The organism is Pseudomonas qingdaonensis, from assembly GCF_018398475.1.
GTDB lineage: Bacteria > Pseudomonadota > Gammaproteobacteria > Pseudomonadales > Pseudomonadaceae > Aquipseudomonas > Aquipseudomonas palmensis.
Genome location: NZ_CP074676.1, coordinates 2,344,510 through 2,361,006, shown reverse-complemented (window position 1 = coordinate 2,361,006; position 16,497 = coordinate 2,344,510). Strand labels below are relative to the sequence as shown.

General features: G+C 62.6%; 11 protein-coding genes, 1 tRNA gene and 3 pseudogenes. 10 read left to right on the top strand and 5 right to left on the bottom strand.

The window, feature by feature from the left end; all coding sequences use genetic code 11:
* Positions 1-33: 33 nt before the first annotated feature.
* Positions 34-774, bottom strand: a complete 741-nt coding sequence (locus KH389_RS10740) for a RipA family octameric membrane protein (protein ID WP_213607329.1) — start codon at positions 772-774, stop codon at positions 34-36.
* Positions 775-801: 27 nt separating this feature from the next.
* On the opposite strand from KH389_RS10740, the gene KH389_RS10735 reads away from it, so the two are divergent.
* Positions 802-1,590 carry a hypothetical protein gene (locus KH389_RS10735; protein ID WP_244988701.1) on the top strand — a complete coding sequence of 263 codons (789 nt, stop codon included), beginning with the start codon at positions 802-804 and terminating at the stop codon, positions 1,588-1,590.
* On the opposite strand, the gene KH389_RS10730 is transcribed toward KH389_RS10735, so the two are convergent.
* Positions 1,585-2,154, bottom strand: coding sequence for a hypothetical protein (locus KH389_RS10730; RefSeq protein WP_213607328.1), 570 nt, complete (start codon positions 2,152-2,154; stop codon positions 1,585-1,587). The two genes, KH389_RS10735 and KH389_RS10730, sit on opposite strands and share 6 nt — an antisense overlap.
* 52 nt (positions 2,155-2,206) lie before the next feature.
* On the opposite strand from KH389_RS10730, the gene KH389_RS10725 reads away from it, so the two are divergent.
* The 5 genes and pseudogenes from KH389_RS10725 to KH389_RS10705 all read left to right on the top strand — a co-directional run bounded on the left by KH389_RS10725 (position 2,207) and on the right by KH389_RS10705 (position 5,063).
* Complete coding sequence (locus KH389_RS10725) at positions 2,207-2,719, top strand: hypothetical protein (RefSeq protein WP_213607327.1); 513 nt, start codon at positions 2,207-2,209, stop codon at positions 2,717-2,719.
* 18 nt (positions 2,720-2,737) lie between these two features.
* Positions 2,738-2,983: a hypothetical protein gene (locus KH389_RS10720; RefSeq protein ID WP_213607326.1), complete on the top strand. Its 246-nt coding sequence runs from the start codon at positions 2,738-2,740 to the stop codon at positions 2,981-2,983.
* A 234-nt stretch (positions 2,984-3,217) separates the two neighbouring features.
* Positions 3,218-3,511, top strand: a complete 294-nt coding sequence (locus KH389_RS10715) for a hypothetical protein (RefSeq protein ID WP_213607325.1) — start codon at positions 3,218-3,220, stop codon at positions 3,509-3,511.
* A gap of 247 nt (positions 3,512-3,758) precedes the next feature.
* Entirely contained in the window at positions 3,759-3,995 is a 237-nt protein-coding gene (locus KH389_RS10710; protein WP_213607324.1) for a DUF4224 domain-containing protein, read from the top strand.
* 3 nt (positions 3,996-3,998) lie between these two features.
* Positions 3,999-5,063: pseudogene (locus KH389_RS10705) on the top strand (integrase).
* A gap of 101 nt (positions 5,064-5,164) precedes the next feature.
* On the opposite strand, the gene KH389_RS10700 reads toward KH389_RS10705, so the two are convergent.
* A tRNA-Cys gene (locus KH389_RS10700) sits at positions 5,165-5,238 on the bottom strand.
* Positions 5,239-5,420: 182 nt separating this feature from the next.
* Positions 5,421-6,071, bottom strand: coding sequence for a methyl-accepting chemotaxis protein (locus tag KH389_RS27730; protein ID WP_370409201.1), 651 nt, complete (start codon positions 6,069-6,071; stop codon positions 5,421-5,423).
* 1,817 nt (positions 6,072-7,888) lie between these two features.
* Between KH389_RS27730 and KH389_RS27725 the strand changes: the two are divergent.
* The 4 genes and pseudogenes from KH389_RS27725 to KH389_RS10675 all read left to right on the top strand — a co-directional run.
* Positions 7,889-8,929: pseudogene (locus tag KH389_RS27725) on the top strand (cache domain-containing protein); the annotation flags it as partial.
* A gap of 78 nt (positions 8,930-9,007) precedes the next feature.
* On the top strand, positions 9,008-9,835 hold the full coding sequence (locus tag KH389_RS27720) for a methyl-accepting chemotaxis protein (protein WP_370409200.1): 828 nt from the start codon (positions 9,008-9,010) through the stop codon (positions 9,833-9,835).
* Between the two features lie 208 nt (positions 9,836-10,043).
* Positions 10,044-12,134 (top strand): annotated as a pseudogene (locus KH389_RS10685) (TonB-dependent receptor); the annotation flags it as partial.
* Between the two features lie 241 nt (positions 12,135-12,375).
* A complete protein-coding gene (locus KH389_RS10675; protein WP_054914281.1) occupies positions 12,376-14,841 on the top strand; it encodes a sensor domain-containing protein in 2,466 nt (821 codons plus the stop codon).
* A gap of 41 nt (positions 14,842-14,882) precedes the next feature.
* On the opposite strand, the gene pdxR is transcribed toward KH389_RS10675, so the two are convergent.
* Complete coding sequence (pdxR, locus tag KH389_RS10670; RefSeq protein WP_058540379.1) at positions 14,883-16,367, bottom strand: MocR-like pyridoxine biosynthesis transcription factor PdxR; 1,485 nt, start codon at positions 16,365-16,367, stop codon at positions 14,883-14,885.
* Between the last annotated feature and the right edge of the window lie 130 nt (positions 16,368-16,497).

Here is a 16,497-nt window from a genome sequence, read left to right as displayed (position 1 = left end):
ACGCAAATCAAGCGACGCAAGCCACTTGGGGCGCTAGACAGGCTTTTTAGCTTGAAAGCCTACAATAACATCAAGAACTTTAAAATCGAAGGCGTCAAAGCGCAATGTACACAAAAGCAACACAAACCAAAAAAACGCCAAAAACAACCCTACATATATTGGTATCCTGCTTGCGGAAAAATGATGCATTATCATTTTATTTATCAGCCTTCTCTTAAACCAATGAACCCCAAGACTTTTTCTGATCTCATCCTTATTATAATTTTCCTTGAAAAGATGAATTAGCCACTCTCTTCTTTTCAATCTTGACTGAACAACCGGATCAACACTTAGCTCAGATTCAGCTATTTTATTGCTTAGCTTTCCGTGCACCTTAAGCATGTTGACCAATTCAAGCTCAGCGTGCCTAGTGTTTACCTCCCAATGAGCTTGCCAATATTTCGCTCCAGAAGCCATTCCCGCTTGCAATAGAGAAACCACTAAACCTACCGCACACACCACAAAGCTAACTATTGGAATTTGTCCGGCGGACTGGCACACCCCAGCAAATAGCACCCCTTGAAATATCATAAAAAAATTATTTCGCTGCACAAGTTGTGTTATCTCGAAGTTCCTTAGCTCTAAACACAGCTCGTAAATTCTTGTCCATGCCTTTAATTCGTCTGCAGCAAAATTTATCGCCTCGTCAGCAGTATTAACGTTCAGCCCAGCACGCTCTAAATGCTGTAGCTTCTGTAGCTCCGGCCGGTGTGCAAGGGGTTTATCTTCAGCCATTTCTAAGTCCCTTAAGAAAATTAAATTATGTCCACAATTAAGGCAAAAGACATCCCCTTCGCTGGAAATGCACGCATCGTCTGCCAATTCAGTTGCGGCGCCGCTTCGGCGGTGGCCACCAAGCAGGCCCTGACAGAGTACGGCAACACGCACGACGTGCAGATCATCAACGCGTTTCTTGCCAACGAGGAAGCCGACAACCGCCGATTCGCCCAGGACTGCGAGGCATGGTTCGGCCAGCCGATCACCGTCCTGCGCGACGAGAAGTACAGCGCCGACGCTCATGAGGTGTTCCGTCGCGAGCGCTACATGAAAGGCCGTACCGGAGCCCCGTGCACGAAGATCCTGAAACGTCGCCTGCTCGACACGTGGAAACAGCCTGGTGATGTGATGGTGTTCGGCTACACCGCCGAAGAGGCCGACCGCCTGGAGGACTTCCGGGAGCACAACCCGGGCCGGCCAGTGATCGCTCCGCTGATCGACCGCGGCCTAGGAAAGGACGACTGCAAGGCCATCCTGCTGCGCGCTGGCATCGAGCTGCCGCTGATGTACCGAATGGGCTACGAGAACGCCAACTGCATAGGCTGCGTGAAGGGCGGCGAAGGCTACTTCCGGGCCATCCGCCAGGACTTCCCGGAGCAGTTCGAGGCGCTGTGCGCCATTCAGGACGATCTGGGCGAGGGCTCCTACCTGTTCCGAAACCGCACCACCAACGTTCGCTTTTCCTCCGCCAGTTGGGCGATGGCCCGGTGCGCCGCAATGAGACGCTGCAGGCCTGCTCATTTTTCTGTGAAATTGCGGAGGCCGAACTTATGAATTATCCGAAAAGGTGATTCGCATTGAGCTTGTTTCAAATTTCCTGAACGGCTTATCACCAAGACCTGCCGCCCCATGAAGCTCAACTACCAACGCAACAACCGATTGATGGACCGCCTCAACATTTTCCAAAACTAGAAACTTCTGCCATCCCGTGAGAATTTTCGTACGATGTGGCCAAAGTATATCTTCAGAAACCTCGCTGATCTTATGCTTCTTGGTACGTCCGTGAGCCATAGTATTTCTAAACTCAATTACATCTTTTACCAGTGGGTACAGCACCCTGACTTCTGCGCGCTCCAAACCAACGCTAGCCCTAAGTTCTACGTACTTCTTCCAAATTGAGGTGCGATTCGAATTTTCGCCCCACTCTGGAAACCCCTTTATCACTCCCAAGTGATTTACATAGGCTTCAACCACGAAAGACAACATAACGGACGCATTGAGAAGGTTATAAAACTGCCCTTCCTCACTGCTTTTAGCGCCCTCCAAAGAAAACTGTGCAGACTTGTACAAATAGACAAACGTATTAACTTCAGACTGCCCGCTCGCAAATACAGTCATCTCGATCACTCCCTATAGAATTTTTTTAAGTTTACCAGTGCGAGGTATCCCCATGCCCACAGAAAACCGATCCAGCAACACCGAACAGATGTTCAGCGTGCCGCGCAGCCTCCTTGAGGAAGCGTGCAACGGACTTCGAATCACCCAAGATCGAGCGCGGAAGGGACTGCGCGCCCTTCTCGCCCAGCCGCAGGCCCAGCAGCAGGGCAAGCCGGTGGCGGCCTTCAAGAATTGCATTGACGCGCGAGGCTACCTAGCCGATCTGTTCAAGCAACGCCTGCGCCGTCACGACTTCAACCAGTACATCACCGAGCGACTGGCCGGCGACTTCGCCTTTGCGCTCGCAAACTGGCTGATAGCTGCGGGCCACGCCGATCCTGGTGAGGTTGAGCGGCTGCGTAATGAGCTTGCAGGTACCGTTGCCGAATGCCAGCGCCGCCGAAACTCTTGTGCCGATTTGATTGCTGAGTGCGCCACCCTGCGCGAGCGCCTAGAGATCGTGAAGTCTTCCCGCGATGCCTTCGCGCAGAACGCTATCGACTTGCGCGCCCAGCTGGACGAGTGAGAAAAAGACCGTAAGCGTTTGCGTGACAACAATGTGGAGCGAGTCGACGAGGTTGCGGCTCATCAGGCCCAGCGGGTCAACTGGCAGGCCCTTGCGGCCGAGCGCCTGGAAATGCTGGCCGAGCGGGATGCACTGCTGAAACGACAGCCATCATTCATCAACGCGCTTGAGACTTTCGAAGCTGACGACGGCACGTTTGTCCGACTGAGCGACGTGCTGGGCGCCCTATCCGCCAGCGCAGAGCCGAGCGCACGAGAGGACTAGGCCCTGAAAGACGAGAGTCGTTTAGGCATCGAACGCTTGCCAGCAGAGCCGATCACGCCGGATGGGCTGGAGGGAGTCGAAGACCTGGCGCGCCGGATCGTCTCAAGGGTGAAAGCCCGCGCCGCCCTGGAGCGCAAGCCATAGCAGGAGAACATTTGTACTCCACCCGACGAAGCACCATCGACGGGCGCGCAAAGCGGGAACAAAATACTGTTTATTTGAACAGCACTCTTTATGCACTTCCTCATCGTTCCAATGCGCGTGCGCGGCGTGCCCCGCAGCAAGAAAGAGATCAACACCGCTGTGCCGATCCGCGGCGACGTGCACCTGTGCGTCGATGCGTTCTCACCCATGGGCCGGCCTTCCAGCTCTGCGTCGATCCTGAAGATTCACCCGGGCGAGCCGCTTCTGCCGCCGCTGCATGAGGCGGTGATGACCGGCATGTCGAGTATGGGTGCGACGTTCACCGGCATCGAGATCAACGACGGCGTGGCCTACGCGCAAAGCTGGTGGATCCGCGTTCCGTAGCAACACCCCTACCCCTGCAACTCACTCCCGCGCCAGCCGCTGGAACCGCACAAGGTCAGCCACAACGCAACGGTGAGCGCAACCATCACGCAATCGAACCTGCCCTGCAGCGCAATGCTGCGCGCGCCTGTGCAGCCAAGAAATGCAGGCCCAGCAACTCAAGACCATTCCCACAACGCACCCAGAAAGCGGTGCGATTACGCAATTTTTTGACACGTGCTGCCACCGGCGGCGTGGAGACCATCCCATGGAACACACCAGCGAGATCCTCGACGGGGAGGAAGTGGTGCGCCTCACCGGCTACCAAATCCCAAGCAAGCAAATCGCCTGGCTTGCGAACAACGGCTGGCAGTACACGCTCACCCGGGCCCGGCGGCCGATCATCGGCCGAATGTACTTCCGGATGAGAATGGCAGGCGTGAAGCCAAATGCCACGAACACAACAACCGAAATTTGGACTCTGGACTTATCGCGCGTGGGGTAAAGGATGCGCAGCAGGAAGGCAACGAACAAGGATCTGCCGCCACGGATGTTGCGGCGGGTCCGGAAACTGAAAAGCGGAAAACTTTGGGTAGGGTATTACCACGACGGGAGGAATGCAGACGGGAAGCGGCAAGAGGTGCCGCTGGGGACTGACCTCGCTGAGGCCAAGCTGGAATGGGCGCGCCTTGAGCACAAGGCAGCGCCGAAGGTGATGGCGACGATGGGCGAGCTGCTTGACCGCTACGACCGGGACATCATTCCAGGCAAGTCGCCGCGCACTCAGAAAGACAACAAGTACGAACTGGAGCGGTTGCGCAAAGCGTTCGCGGACGCCCCGATTGAGGCAATTACTCCGCCGGTCATTGCCCAATACCGTGATGCCCGCTCAGCAAAGACCCGGGCAAATCGGGAGATCGCGCTGCTCTCCCACGTATTCACGATGGCGATGGAGTAGGGCTTCGCCGAGCGCAACCCATGCTTGGCGGTTCGCCGGAACAAGGAGAAGGTGCGGGACTTCTATGCGGCCGATGAAATATGGGGCGCAGTGTACGCCGAAGCTGACCAAGGGCTGAAAGACGCCATGGACCTTGCATACCTGGCTGGCCAGCGCCCTGCTGACACGCTGATGTTCAGCACGGTCGACCTGGACGAAGACTTCTTGTGGGTGGACCAGAACAAAACCGAGAAGAAGCTTCGCATCAGGCGGCACCTAAATGGCGAGCTGACTGGCCTTGGCCGGTTCATCGATGCACTGCTGGAGCGACGCAAGCTGCAGGGTGTACGCAACTGGCGCCTCATCACCAACGACTCAGGTCTGCGCATGAGCTGGGAGATGCTGAGGAACCGCTTTAGCGAAGCCAGGGACAAAGCGGCGAGGAAGCTCACCGACGACGGCAACACCGATCTGGCGGGGAAAGTTCGTCAGTTCCAGTTCCGCGACATCCGCCCGAAAGCTGCATAGGAGATACAGGACATTGGCCAAGCCAGCAGGCTGCTGGGGCACTCGAAAGTAGAGATCACCAAGCGGGTCTATCGCCGAGTTGGCGAGGTGGTCAGCCCGACCAAGTGAACCGGTGATGCGGAAACGATGGCTGATGATGCGGAAACGATAGGGTTCTCCGACCCACAAAGAAAAACCCCGCAGACGTTAATCTGCGGGGCTTTCAATAATGGAGGCCGAGGTCGGAATCGAACCGGCGTAGACGGATTTGCAATCCGGAGCATAACCACTTTGCTACTCGGCCTCAAATGACTGAACCCTCTGAAGCAGCTCAATCACGTACAAACTGTAGAGATTTGCATCTCATTGAAAACGTTGAGATTTTTATTTCTCGTCGCTTTCGATGGACGCCATTATGTCCGCATTCGGGAGGGCTTGCAACCCCCTGATTTAAAAAAGATTTGGGGTGGGTTTTCGCCAACGGGGTCATGCGGCGGCAGGCTCTCCTGCCCCGCGGCTGACTTCGAACACGCCCACCAGCTTCTGCAGCTTGTTCGCATTCAAGCGCACGGTCTCGGCACTGGTGTGCAGCACTGTCACGGTCTGGCGCATTTCCAGTGACGCCTGATCGACCTCCTTGATGGTGCGCCCGTACTCGAGGCTGCGCTGGTTGAGCTGCTGGATGATGCCGAACATGTTCTCCACGGCCCGGTGCAATTGCACGTTCTCGGACGAGGCCTGCTCGGCCAGGCGCAAGCTGTCATCCACGTCCTGCACGCCGCTCTGCATGAAGCCCACGGCCTGCTGCGTCTCGCTGTGCAAACCGTCGACCATCGTACGGATATCGTCGGCCGCCCGTGCCGTGCGCGCCGCCAGGCTGCGCACCTCGTCGGCCACCACCGCAAAGCCGCGACCATGCTCGCCGGCACGCGCCGCCTCGATGGCGGCATTGAGCGCCAGCAGGTTGGTCTGGCTGGTGATGTCGCTGATCAACCCGGTGATGTTGCCGATCTCGGCCATGCGGCTGTCCAGCAGCCTGACACTGGACGATGAGCGCTGCACCACATCGCGTATCGACTGGGTGCCCGCCTGCACGGTCAGGAACTGCTCCCGCGCCCGGCTGACCACCTCGTCCATGGCCTGCTTCATCTGCTCGGCGCCGGCCGAGGCCTGCTGGATCTCGCCCAGTTGCTCCTCCACGATCACCATCATGCGGTGCACGGCATCGGCCACCTCCTCGGAGGTGAGGCTGGCGGCCTGGCTGCGCCCCAGCATCATCTGGTTGGTGGTGCCCACGCTGTGGCTGGCCTTGATCACCTGCCCCACCACCGCGTCCAGGTGGTCGATGAAGCTGTTGATCCAGCGCCCCATGTCGCCGGTCTCGTCATTGGCCATGCGCGTGGTGTCCAGGCGCTGGCGCAGGTTGCCCTCGCCTTCGGCGATGGCCCTGATCACGCCGGTCATCTCGCTCAGGCGCGCGGCGAGGCGCCGCGGCCCCAGCACGCTGAACACCAGCGCGGCCAGCAGCAGGCTCACGCCCTCGCACGCATCGATCAGGCCCTGGTCGAGGCCGCTGTAGTGCTGCACCAGGTAGTTGCTGACGAACAGGCCGAGCATCGTCGCCAGGTACGGCTTCATCAGGCCGTAGCTCAGCGAGCGCCGCCGGTACACCTCCTCCAGGTCGGCTTCGCACATCATGCCCCAGCGGTCCGGCGAGCCGGGCAACTGAAAGGTCACGCCCTTGCCCACCACGGGAATGTGGCGGTAGTCCGAGTAGCCAGGGTAGCTCACGAACAGGTTGGCGCCGGTGCGGATGGTTTCGCGCACGCCGGGGTGCAATTGCCCGGTGGCCGGGTCGGTGAAGCGCAGCTCAAGCTCGGTGTGGCGCTGCACCTGCACGGTCTTCCACGGGGTGTGCACGCCGCTCTTGAGGTTCTCGCCGTGGCTGAAGGTGCCGTCCTCGAAGCGCGAGCGCGACAAGGCCACCCCCGGCTGCAGGCCGGGGTCGAAACGCGACTGCACCATGAACAGGTAGTTGTCCCCGGACTCGGCAAAGATATGCCCGGCCTCGCGCTGGATCAGGTCGCCCAGTACGTCGTTGGGCACCCGTGCGCACAGGCAGCCCACCACCTGGCGGTCGACCTTGATCGGCTGGTAGAACATCAGCGTCACTTCATCATGAAAGCTGGAGGTCGACGGGCCGATCGCCAGGGTCAGCGGGTCGCTGTAGGGCCCATGCAGAAACGGCGCCTTCAGCCCCTCGGCCAGCGGCCGTGGGTCGATGCGCGGGCGCGTGCCCTGGCCGCGCCAGGTCGAGGCAAGCACCTCGCCCGCCGCATCCACCACGAACAATTCGGAAAAGTCTTCGGCCTGGGCCAGCTTCTGCTGCAATACCTGCCCATCGAGGCTGCGGATGTCGTTGCCGGCACTGGCGGCCAGCTCCGCCAGGTGCTCCCACTGCTCCTGGGCCCAGCCCTGCAGCAACTTGACGCGGGTATGCGCAATGGCTTCGAAGGTCTGCCCGATCACCGGGTACGCCGATCGGTTGAGGCGGCAGGCCCAGCCCATGGCCAGTTTGCCGGTCTTGCCAAACCATGGCAGCCAGCGCTTTTCTGCGGCGGACAGTTGCATGCAATTGTTCGATAGCGACATTTACATCTCCCGATACGACATTCCTTTGTCCATTCGGCAGGCAACTACCAGGCCAACGCAAAAAACCACCTTGAAAACCGACGCGCAAGCCAGCCACATAGCACTCTGCCAGCCCCTTCCATGCCCCCTGCGAACCCACCTTTTCTGCGCCCCGAAACGGCGCATGAACGCGCTTGTGTGCACCGCAGGAGTGCGCAGATGAAATGTCCTACAATCCTTGCCTTTGCTGCTCAAGCGGCCGCTCGCCACGCCGATAACCCGACCAGACGAAACAACAATTAAACGGCGTCAGCGGAGCGGATATGAACATCAAACAGAAACTCACGTGGGGCTTCGCGACCATCGCCTGCGTACCGATACTGGTCGTCGCTACGCTGGTGATACTGAACATCCGCCTGGAGGCGCGGGAGAACTTCGTCGACGGCAGCGACCGCGAAATTCGACAGGTGGCCAATGCCATGCAGTTGTTCTTCGACGGCATCAGCCAGAACATCGAATTTCTCAGCAAGCTGCCCATGCTGCAGAACACCGACGCCAGCCTGAAGAAGTACATTTCGCCCGACGCCCCCACGCTGCCGATGGGGCCGCAGGACAAACCGGTGTTCGACTACTTTGCCCGCCTCGGCGCCAGCCACCCGGCCTATGGCTACATCTCCATCGGCACCACCGAGGGCGGCTACATCTCATGGCCCGAAGACCCCAGCCTGGCCAACTACGATCCGCGCCAGCGCCCCTGGTTCAAGATGGCCCAGGCCAACCCGGGCAAGACCCTGCGTACCGCCGCCTACTACTGGGCCAACGACGACGCGGTGCTGGTCAGCACCGTGCGCAGCCTGCCCAACGCGCTGGGCGCCAACGGCGGCGTGGTGAGCGTGGATGTGTCGCTCAAGCAACTGACCGAGATCATCAAGCAGCTCAAGCTGGGTGAAACCGGCTACGTGATGCTGCTGGAACAGAGCGGCAACATCCTGGTCGACCCCAAGCAGCCGGCGCACAACTTCAAACAGCTCGACAGCCTCGGCCAGGGCTATGCGCAACTGGCCAAGACTACCCAGGGGCTGGTGGAGATCGAGCTCGACGGTGAGCGCTACATGGCCAACGTGTGGCCTTCCGAGCAACTGGGCTGGCGCTTCATCGGCCTGGTCAAGCAGAGTGAAGTGATGGCCTCGGCCACCCGCCTCACCTGGCTGATCGTCGGCATTGCCGCCGCGCTTGGGCTGCTGTTCGCCTTCGTCGGTGCCAGCTTTGCCAAGGTCATCGTGCGCCCGATCAACGACGTGTCCCACGGCCTGGAAGGCATCGCCCAGGGCGAAGGCGACCTGACCCGCAACCTGCACGTGCGCGGCAACGACGAAACGGCCCAGCTCTCGGGCTGGTTCAACCAGTTCCTGGGCGCGATCCGCAGCCTGATCCAGCACATCATGCACGCCGCCGATGGCATCCTGACCAACTCCCACAGCGCCACCAGCGTGTCCAACGAAATGGCCGACGCCGCCAGTCGCCAGCGCGAGGCCGTGGACATGGTGTCGACCGCCTTCCATGAAATGGTCGCCACCGCCAACGAGGTCGCGCGTTCGTGCAGCCAGGCCGCCGAGTCGGCCGACAACGGCCAGCGCCAGGCTTCCGAGGGCCAGCAGCAGATCGACGCCGCCGTGGGCAGCGTCGACCAGCTCAGCCAGGAAATCGCCCAGTCGGCGCAATCCATGCAGCAGCTGGAGCGCGACAGCAACGCCATCCAGTCGATCCTCAGCACCATCCGCTCGATTGCCGAGCAGACCAACCTGCTGGCCCTGAACGCGGCCATCGAGGCGGCGCGGGCCGGCGAGCAGGGTCGCGGCTTTGCCGTGGTGGCCGACGAAGTGCGTGCGCTGGCCAAGCGCACGGCCGACTCCACCGCCGAGATCGACGGCATGCTCGCCAACCTGGCCCGCGGCACCAGCCAGGTCGCCGCACAGATGAACACCAGCCTGAGCCTGTCGCAGGACTCGGTCAGCCGCATCGGCGAGGCACGCACCCGCTTTGGCCAGATCCGCGAGTCGGTGGACATGATCCGCGACATGAACACCCAGATCGCCACCGCCGCCGAAGAGCAGCACCAGGTGGCCGAAAGCATCAACCAGCACATCAGCCAGATCCACGGCGATGCGCAGCGGGTGGCGCAACTGGCCAGTGAAGCCAAGAGCGATGCGTTCAACCTGACCCAGCTGTCCAACGAAATGAACACGCTGGTACGGCGCTTCAAAACCTGAAAAAAAGGCGCTGCACGATTTATTTTGCAGCGCCTCTGTCACTTTTTGTTTCTCGTGCGGCAACAGGGTTACTGAGAACCATTCACATCAGGAACCTGACCCCATGTCCGTTGCCGCCCCTACGCCCCGCCCTCACCTGCTGGCGCTTGCGATTGCCTGCGCCGGTATCGCCACGCCGCTGCTGGCCGCCGATGAACAGGCTGTGCCCCAAGCCCGGCTGAACCTGCCGCAAACCGACGTCAACGCCACCCGCATCGCCGACGGCAGCGCCGAAGCCGGCTACCTCACCGACTCGCTGAAGAACGTCGGCGCCCTGGGCGGCATGGCCCTCAAGGACACGCCCTATTCGATCAGCGTGGTGTCCAGCGAGCTGATCCGCAACACCCAGGCCACCTCCACCGACGACATCTTCAAGCTCAGCCCCTTCACCCAGTTCACCTCGCCCTCGGGCGCCGGCTATGCCAGTTCGGTGGCGATCCGCGGTTTCAACGACCTGGGCAATCTCAACATCGCCAACGACGGCCTGCGTTTCAGCAATGGCTCCGACAGCGGCAACTTCGTCGAGGAGATGGAGCGCCTGGAGATCGTCACCGGCCTCAGCGGCTTCCTGTATGGCCCCGGCAGCCCGGGCGGGCTGGTCAACTACGTGCTCAAGCGCCCCACCTACGAGCGCTACAACAGCGTGACCCTGGGCAACGCCGGCGGCGAGAACGCCTATGTGCACGGCGACTTCGGCGGCCCGATCGACGATCAGGGCGTGCTGGCCTACCGCGTCAACGTGCTGGCCCAGGACGGCGAGACCGCCATCGACCTGCAGAACCGCCGTCGCAAGATGGTCAGCCTGGCGCTGGACTGGAACGTCAGCGACGACCTGCTGGTGCAGTTCGACGCCTCGTACAAGAAAAACCAGACCCACGGCCTGACCAGCTACTGGTACTTCGCCGACCAGCGCCTGCGCCCCGACGCCGATCAGTTGGACAACGACAAGCTCTACAGCCAGCGCTGGGCGTTCTCCGACAGCGAGCACGAGCGTGTCGGCAGCCGCTTCAACTGGCGCCTGAACGAGGTGTTCAGCCTGCGCGGTGCGGTGGCCCACGACCGCAACCGCACCCAGTACGCCTACACCGGCCCCACCGTGACCTCGCCCGGGGTCTACAGCCAACCGCTGTACGCCTTCGCCCCGGTCGAGCGCGAGGAAACCTCGGCCTACCTGTTCGCCGACGCAGCCTTCGACACCGCCAGCATCGGCCACAAGGTCACCTTCGGCTACCAGGGCAACGTGGCGCGGGTACGCGACTACACCGACTACATTCCCTTCCCGGGGCCGCAGTACCAGCCGGTGGGCGGCAACGGCTCGATCCCGCTGGATGAAACCCCGCAGTACGCCAAGCCCGACTACTCCATCGGCCACGGCGACCAGCGCCTGTCGTCGCGCACCCAGGCCGACAACCTGCTGCTGGGCGATGTGATCACCTTCAACGAACAATGGTCGACCATCCTCGGGGTCACCCGCACCCGCATCAAGACCTTCAGCGACAACTTCGTGTGGGCCGAATCGTTCGGCACCCCGAGCCAGATCGACAACTACAACCAGAGCAAGACCTCGCCCAACGTCTCGCTGATCTACAAGCCGCTGCCCTGGCTGACCACCTACGCCACCTACATCGAAGGCCTGCAGGCCGGCGGCATCGCGCCCAATACCGCACTCAACGCCGGCCAGGCCATGGCCCCGGCCATCAGCGAGCAGTACGAGGTGGGGGTCAAGGCCGAAGTGGGCGAAGCCCTGCTGACCCTGGCACTGTTCAACATCGACAAGCCCAATGGCTACACCAACCAGCAGCAGATCTACGTGCAGGACGGACGCCAGGAGAACAACGGCCTGGAGTTCGGCATCACCGGCAAGGTCACCCCGCAGCTGAGCCTGGTCAGCGGCCTGACCCTGCTCGACCCCCAGGTGAAGAAGGCGGCCAATGCCAGCATCGAGGGCAACAAGCCGGTGGGCGTGGCCAGCCAGCTGGCCAAGGTGTACGCCGAATACGACCTGAACGGCGTGCCCGGATTCGCCGTGACCGGCGGCGCCTATTACACCGGCAAGCAGTACGTGGATGAGGCCAACCACTACAGCCTGCCGTCGTTCACCACCTTCGATGCCGGTGCGCGTTATCGCCTGCCGCTGGCGGACAACGCCCTGACCCTGCGCGCCAACGTCAGCAACCTGACCAACAAGGCGTACTGGCTGAGCGACCACTTCCTGGGCGCGCCGCGTACCCTGACGTTCTCGGCACAGCTGGAGTTCTGAGCCCCTTCGCCGGCATTGCCGGCTCCTGCACAGGCGCACGCAGCCTGCAGGAGCCGGCGTTGCTGGCCAAATGCCCACCTCGCGCCGCGCAAATCCCTGAGCGCCGCCAAAATCAGTACCAAAGAACCATTGCCGTTCGCATCCGGCCCTGATATTGAGTGTGCCGCTTTGCGCACCCGCGCCTTTCGTTTCCTCTTGCCCACCCCGCTGGCTTCATCCCCACGCGATCCGAGATGCCGACATGATTGAAAACTCCGATGTAATGTATCGCCTGCTGGTACAGAGCGTGATCGATTACGCGATCTACATGCTGACCCCGGAGGGTGTGGTCAGCAACTGGAACGCCGGGGCGCAGCGGGCCAAGGGGTATACCGGCGAAGAGATCATCGGCGAGCACTTCTCGGTGTTCTACAGCGCCGAGGAGCGCGCCACGCAGTTGCCGCAGAAAAACCTGCAGACCGCCCGCGACCAGGGCCGCTTCGAGGCCGAGGGCTGGCGCCTGCGCAAGGACGGCAGTGCGTTCTGGGCACACGTGGTGATCGACGCGGTGCATGACGACGACGGCCACCTGGTCGGCTTTGCCAAGGTTACCCGCGACTGCACCGAACAGCGCCGCGCCCTGCTCGAACAACGTGAACAGGAGCGTCACTTCCGCCTGCTGGTACAAGGCGTGAACGACTACGCCATCTACATGCTCGACCCGCTGGGCCATGTGATCAACTGGAACGCCGGCGCCGAGCGGGCCAAGGGCTACACCCACGACGAGATCGTCGGCCAGCATTTCTCGGTGTTCTACACCCCGGCGGACCGCGCCGCCGGCCTGCCCGCCCAGAGCCTGGACGCCGCACGCCAGACCGGCCGCTTCGAGGCCCAGGGCCTGCGCCAGCGCAAGGACGGCTCGCACTTCTGGACCAACGTGGTGATCGAAGCCATCCACGACGACGATGGCCAGCTGCTGGGGTTTGCCAAGATCACCCGCGACATCACCGAGCGCCGCCAGTACGAACTCGACCTGCTGGCAGCCAAGGAGCTGGCCGAGGCGCAGAGCGAGAAAATGGCCGCGCTGTCGCAGTTTCTCGACTCGGTGATCAGCAACATCCCGTCCAGCGTGATGGTGCTGGACGTGGCCTCACGCCAGATCCTGCTGGCCAACCCGCAGGCCGAGAAGCTGTTCTCCAGCCAGCAGTGCGCCCTGGTCGGCAGTACCCCGCAGCAGAGCCTGGTGCCGGTGATGGCCGGCTACCTCGAACACCTCACCGAGCATTGCCTGAACCACAACGGCCTGCACCTGACCGAAGACCACCTCGACACCCCGCTGGGCCGACGCACCCTGCGCTCACGCACCCTGCTCAGCCGCAACCCGCAGGTGGGTGCGGGCCACTATGTGCTGCAGATCGCCGACGACGTCACCGACGAGATCGCCGCACACGCGCAGATTCACCACATGGCGCACCACGACGAACTCACCGGCCTGCCCAACCGCACGCTGTTCCACAACTGCCTGGAAGAGGCGCTGGCCGACGGGCAGGCGCGCCAGCACATGACTGCGGCGCTGTGTCTGGACCTGGACAATTTCAAGAACATCAACGATGCCCTGGGGCATGCCTTCGGCGACCGCCTGCTGCGCGCCCTGGGCCAGCGCCTGCGCAGCGTGCTGCGCGACCAGGACACCCTGGCGCGCCTGGGCGGTGACGAGTTCGCCGTGGTGCTGCCGCACCTGGCGCGCCTCGAGGATGCCCAGCGCACCGCCACGCGCCTGATCGAGGCAGTGGCGCCGGCGTTCCTGATCGACGGCCACAGTTTCTCGGTGGGCCTGAGCGTGGGTATCGCCATCGCGCCGGTCGACCACCACAAGGCCGACCAGTTGCTGCGCTACGCCGACATGGCGCTGTACGAGGCCAAGCGCAACGGGCGCAACCGCTACGAGCTGTTCCACCCCGAGCTCGACGAAGCCGCGCGGCGCCGTCGCATCATGGAAACCGACCTGCGCACCGCGCTGCACCTGGGCCAGCTGCACATGCACTACCAGCCGATCATCGGCAACGACGGGCAGATCACCGGCTACGAGGCGCTGATGCGCTGGCAGCACCCGGTCAAGGGGCAGGTCATGCCGATGGACTTCATCCCAATTGCCGAAGAGACCGGGCTGATCCACGAGGTGGGTACGCGGGCGCTGAACCTGGCCTGCCAGGAGGCCGCCAGCTGGGCCACCGAGCAATCGGTGGCGGTCAACCTGTCGCCGGTACAGTTCAAGAACAGCGACCTGGTGGAAGTGGTGCAGCTTGCGCTGACCGACGCCAGGCTCGACCCGTCGCGCCTGGAACTGGAGATCACCGAATCGGTGCTGCTGGAGAACAGCGACGGCAACCTGCGTACCCTGCAGGCGCTCAAGGACATGGGCGTGCGTATTGCCCTGGACGACTTCGGTACCGGCTACTCCTCGCTGGGCTACCTGCGCTCGTTCCCGTTCGACCGGATCAAGATCGACAAGTCGTTCGTGCACGACATGGGCGAAAGCCGTGAGGCGATGTCGATCATCCGCGCCATTACCGGCATGAGCAGCAGCCTGCTGATCAACACCACCGCCGAGGGGGTGGAGACCGAGGCGCAGTTCAAGCAGTTGCAGGCCGAAGGCTGCTCGCATTTTCAGGGGTATCTGTTCGGGCATCCGCAGCCGGCTGACAAGCGCCAGAAGGGAGGCCGGTAGAGCAGCGAGCGCGCAGGCCGTTTCGCCGGCAAGGCCGGCTCCTACACGACAGGTGCGGGAGCCGGCCCTGCCGCCACCTGGTCGTACAGCCGCCGCAGCCGCTGCACCGCCGCCTCGATCTCGCCCACCTTGACCCCGCCGTACCCCAGCACCAGCAGATTGTCGTCATCGGCGTCGGGCTCCACGCTGTAGCCGCCGCGCAGCACCAGCCCATGTGCCGGGGCCTGCGCCAGCATCTTGCGCGCCGTGCCCGGTGCACCGATGCGTACCGCCAGGTGCAACCCCGCCTGCCCCGCCGAGTACCCGATCAGCGCCCCGAAGGCCTCGTCCAGGCACTGCTGCAGGCAACTGCGGCGCTGGGCGTACTCGGCGCGCATCTTGCGGATGTGCCGGGCAAAATGCCCTTCCTGGATGAAGTCGGCCATCGCCGCCTGAATCGACAGGTACCCTGGCCGGTACAGCTGGATCAGGCCCTTGCCGAAGGCCTCGGCCAGCCCCTCGGGCACCACCAGGTAACTCAGGCGCAGCCCCGGGAACATCACCTTGCTGAAGGTGCCCAGATAGATCACCCGCTCTTCGCCACCGAGCCCCTGCAGCGACGGCATCGGCTCGATGTCGTACCGGAACTCGCTGTCGTAGTCATCCTCCACCACCCACAGGTTGTTGGCCTGGGCATACGCCAGCCAGTCACGCCGGCGCTGCAGCGACATGATGTTGCCGGTGGGGTACTGGTGCGACGGCGTGACGAACGCCAGCCGCGGCGCAGCAGCCGGCACTGCCGAGGGCAGGCAGGCGCCCTGCGCATCGATCGCCAGCGGCGCGCAGTGCAGCCCCGCCGCCGAAAACACCACCGGCGCCCCCCAGTGGCAGGGGCTCTCGACCCACACGGTGTCCCCCGGGTCGCCCAGCAGCTTGGCCACCAGGTCCAGCGACTGGTGGGTGCCCTGGGTCACGATCACCTGCGCCGGGCTGCAACGGACTGCGCGGGCCGCATACAGGTAGGCACTGAGCGCCTCGCACAGCGGGCGATAGCCGCCCTGATCCACGTAGCCAGCCAGGTGCGCCTGGCGCTTGCTCAGGTAGCGGTTGTGCAGGCGCTTCCAGATATGAAACGGAAACAGGTCGGCGTCCGACACGCCGCCCACGAAGGCGCCCTCGGCCCGCGCCACCGCGCCGAAACGCGCGTTAATCGCCTTGCCCCGGGCCGACAGCGGCGCCTGGTCGGGCGTATCGGGGGCCGGCACGCCGGTTTTCACCTGGGGCAAGGTGTCGGCCACGAAGGTGCCGCTGCCGGGCCGGGCGTACAGGTAGCCCTCATCGAGCAGACGGTCGTAGGCCAGCGACACGGTCAGGCGCGAGACCAGCAACTGCTCGGCCAGCGCCCGGGTGGAGGGCAACTTGTGGTTGACCGGCAGGCGCCGCTGCAGGATCGCCGCCTGGATCGCCTGGTACAACTGGCGCTGCAGGGTCACGCCGCCGTCGCGGTCCAGCGTGCCGACCAGCAGGTCGTGGAGAAGCGATGCCATCGGGTGCCTCACTGCAGGGGCGGGATCGGAACCGCGAGCATACAAGTGGCCTTAACAACTGATCAACTCTGGATATAACCGATATAGCCAAACAGGCCTATGTTCGAACCAGTGCTGGCCTGACACCCCA

Bases quoted from the DNA above. Each gene is read 5' to 3' on its own strand.
- KH389_RS10735 (WP_244988701.1), top strand. From the start codon at position 802: ATGTCCACAATTAAGGCAAAAGACATCCCCTTCGCTGGAAATGCACGC.
- KH389_RS10740 (WP_213607329.1), bottom strand. From the start codon at position 774: ATGGCTGAAGATAAACCCCTTGCACACCGGCCGGAGCTACAGAAGCTA.
- KH389_RS10675 (WP_054914281.1), top strand. From the start codon at position 12,376: ATGATTGAAAACTCCGATGTAATGTATCGCCTGCTGGTACAGAGCGTG.
- KH389_RS10725 (WP_213607327.1), top strand. From the start codon at position 2,207: ATGCCCACAGAAAACCGATCCAGCAACACCGAACAGATGTTCAGCGTG.
- KH389_RS27720 (WP_370409200.1), top strand. From the start codon at position 9,008: ATGCACGCCGCCGATGGCATCCTGACCAACTCCCACAGCGCCACCAGC.
- KH389_RS10730 (WP_213607328.1), bottom strand. From the start codon at position 2,154: ATGACTGTATTTGCGAGCGGGCAGTCTGAAGTTAATACGTTTGTCTAT.
- KH389_RS27730 (WP_370409201.1), bottom strand. From the start codon at position 6,071: ATGGACGAGGTGGTCAGCCGGGCGCGGGAGCAGTTCCTGACCGTGCAG.
- KH389_RS10715 (WP_213607325.1), top strand. From the start codon at position 3,218: ATGCACTTCCTCATCGTTCCAATGCGCGTGCGCGGCGTGCCCCGCAGC.
- KH389_RS10710 (WP_213607324.1), top strand. From the start codon at position 3,759: ATGGAACACACCAGCGAGATCCTCGACGGGGAGGAAGTGGTGCGCCTC.
- pdxR (WP_058540379.1), bottom strand. From the start codon at position 16,367: ATGGCATCGCTTCTCCACGACCTGCTGGTCGGCACGCTGGACCGCGAC.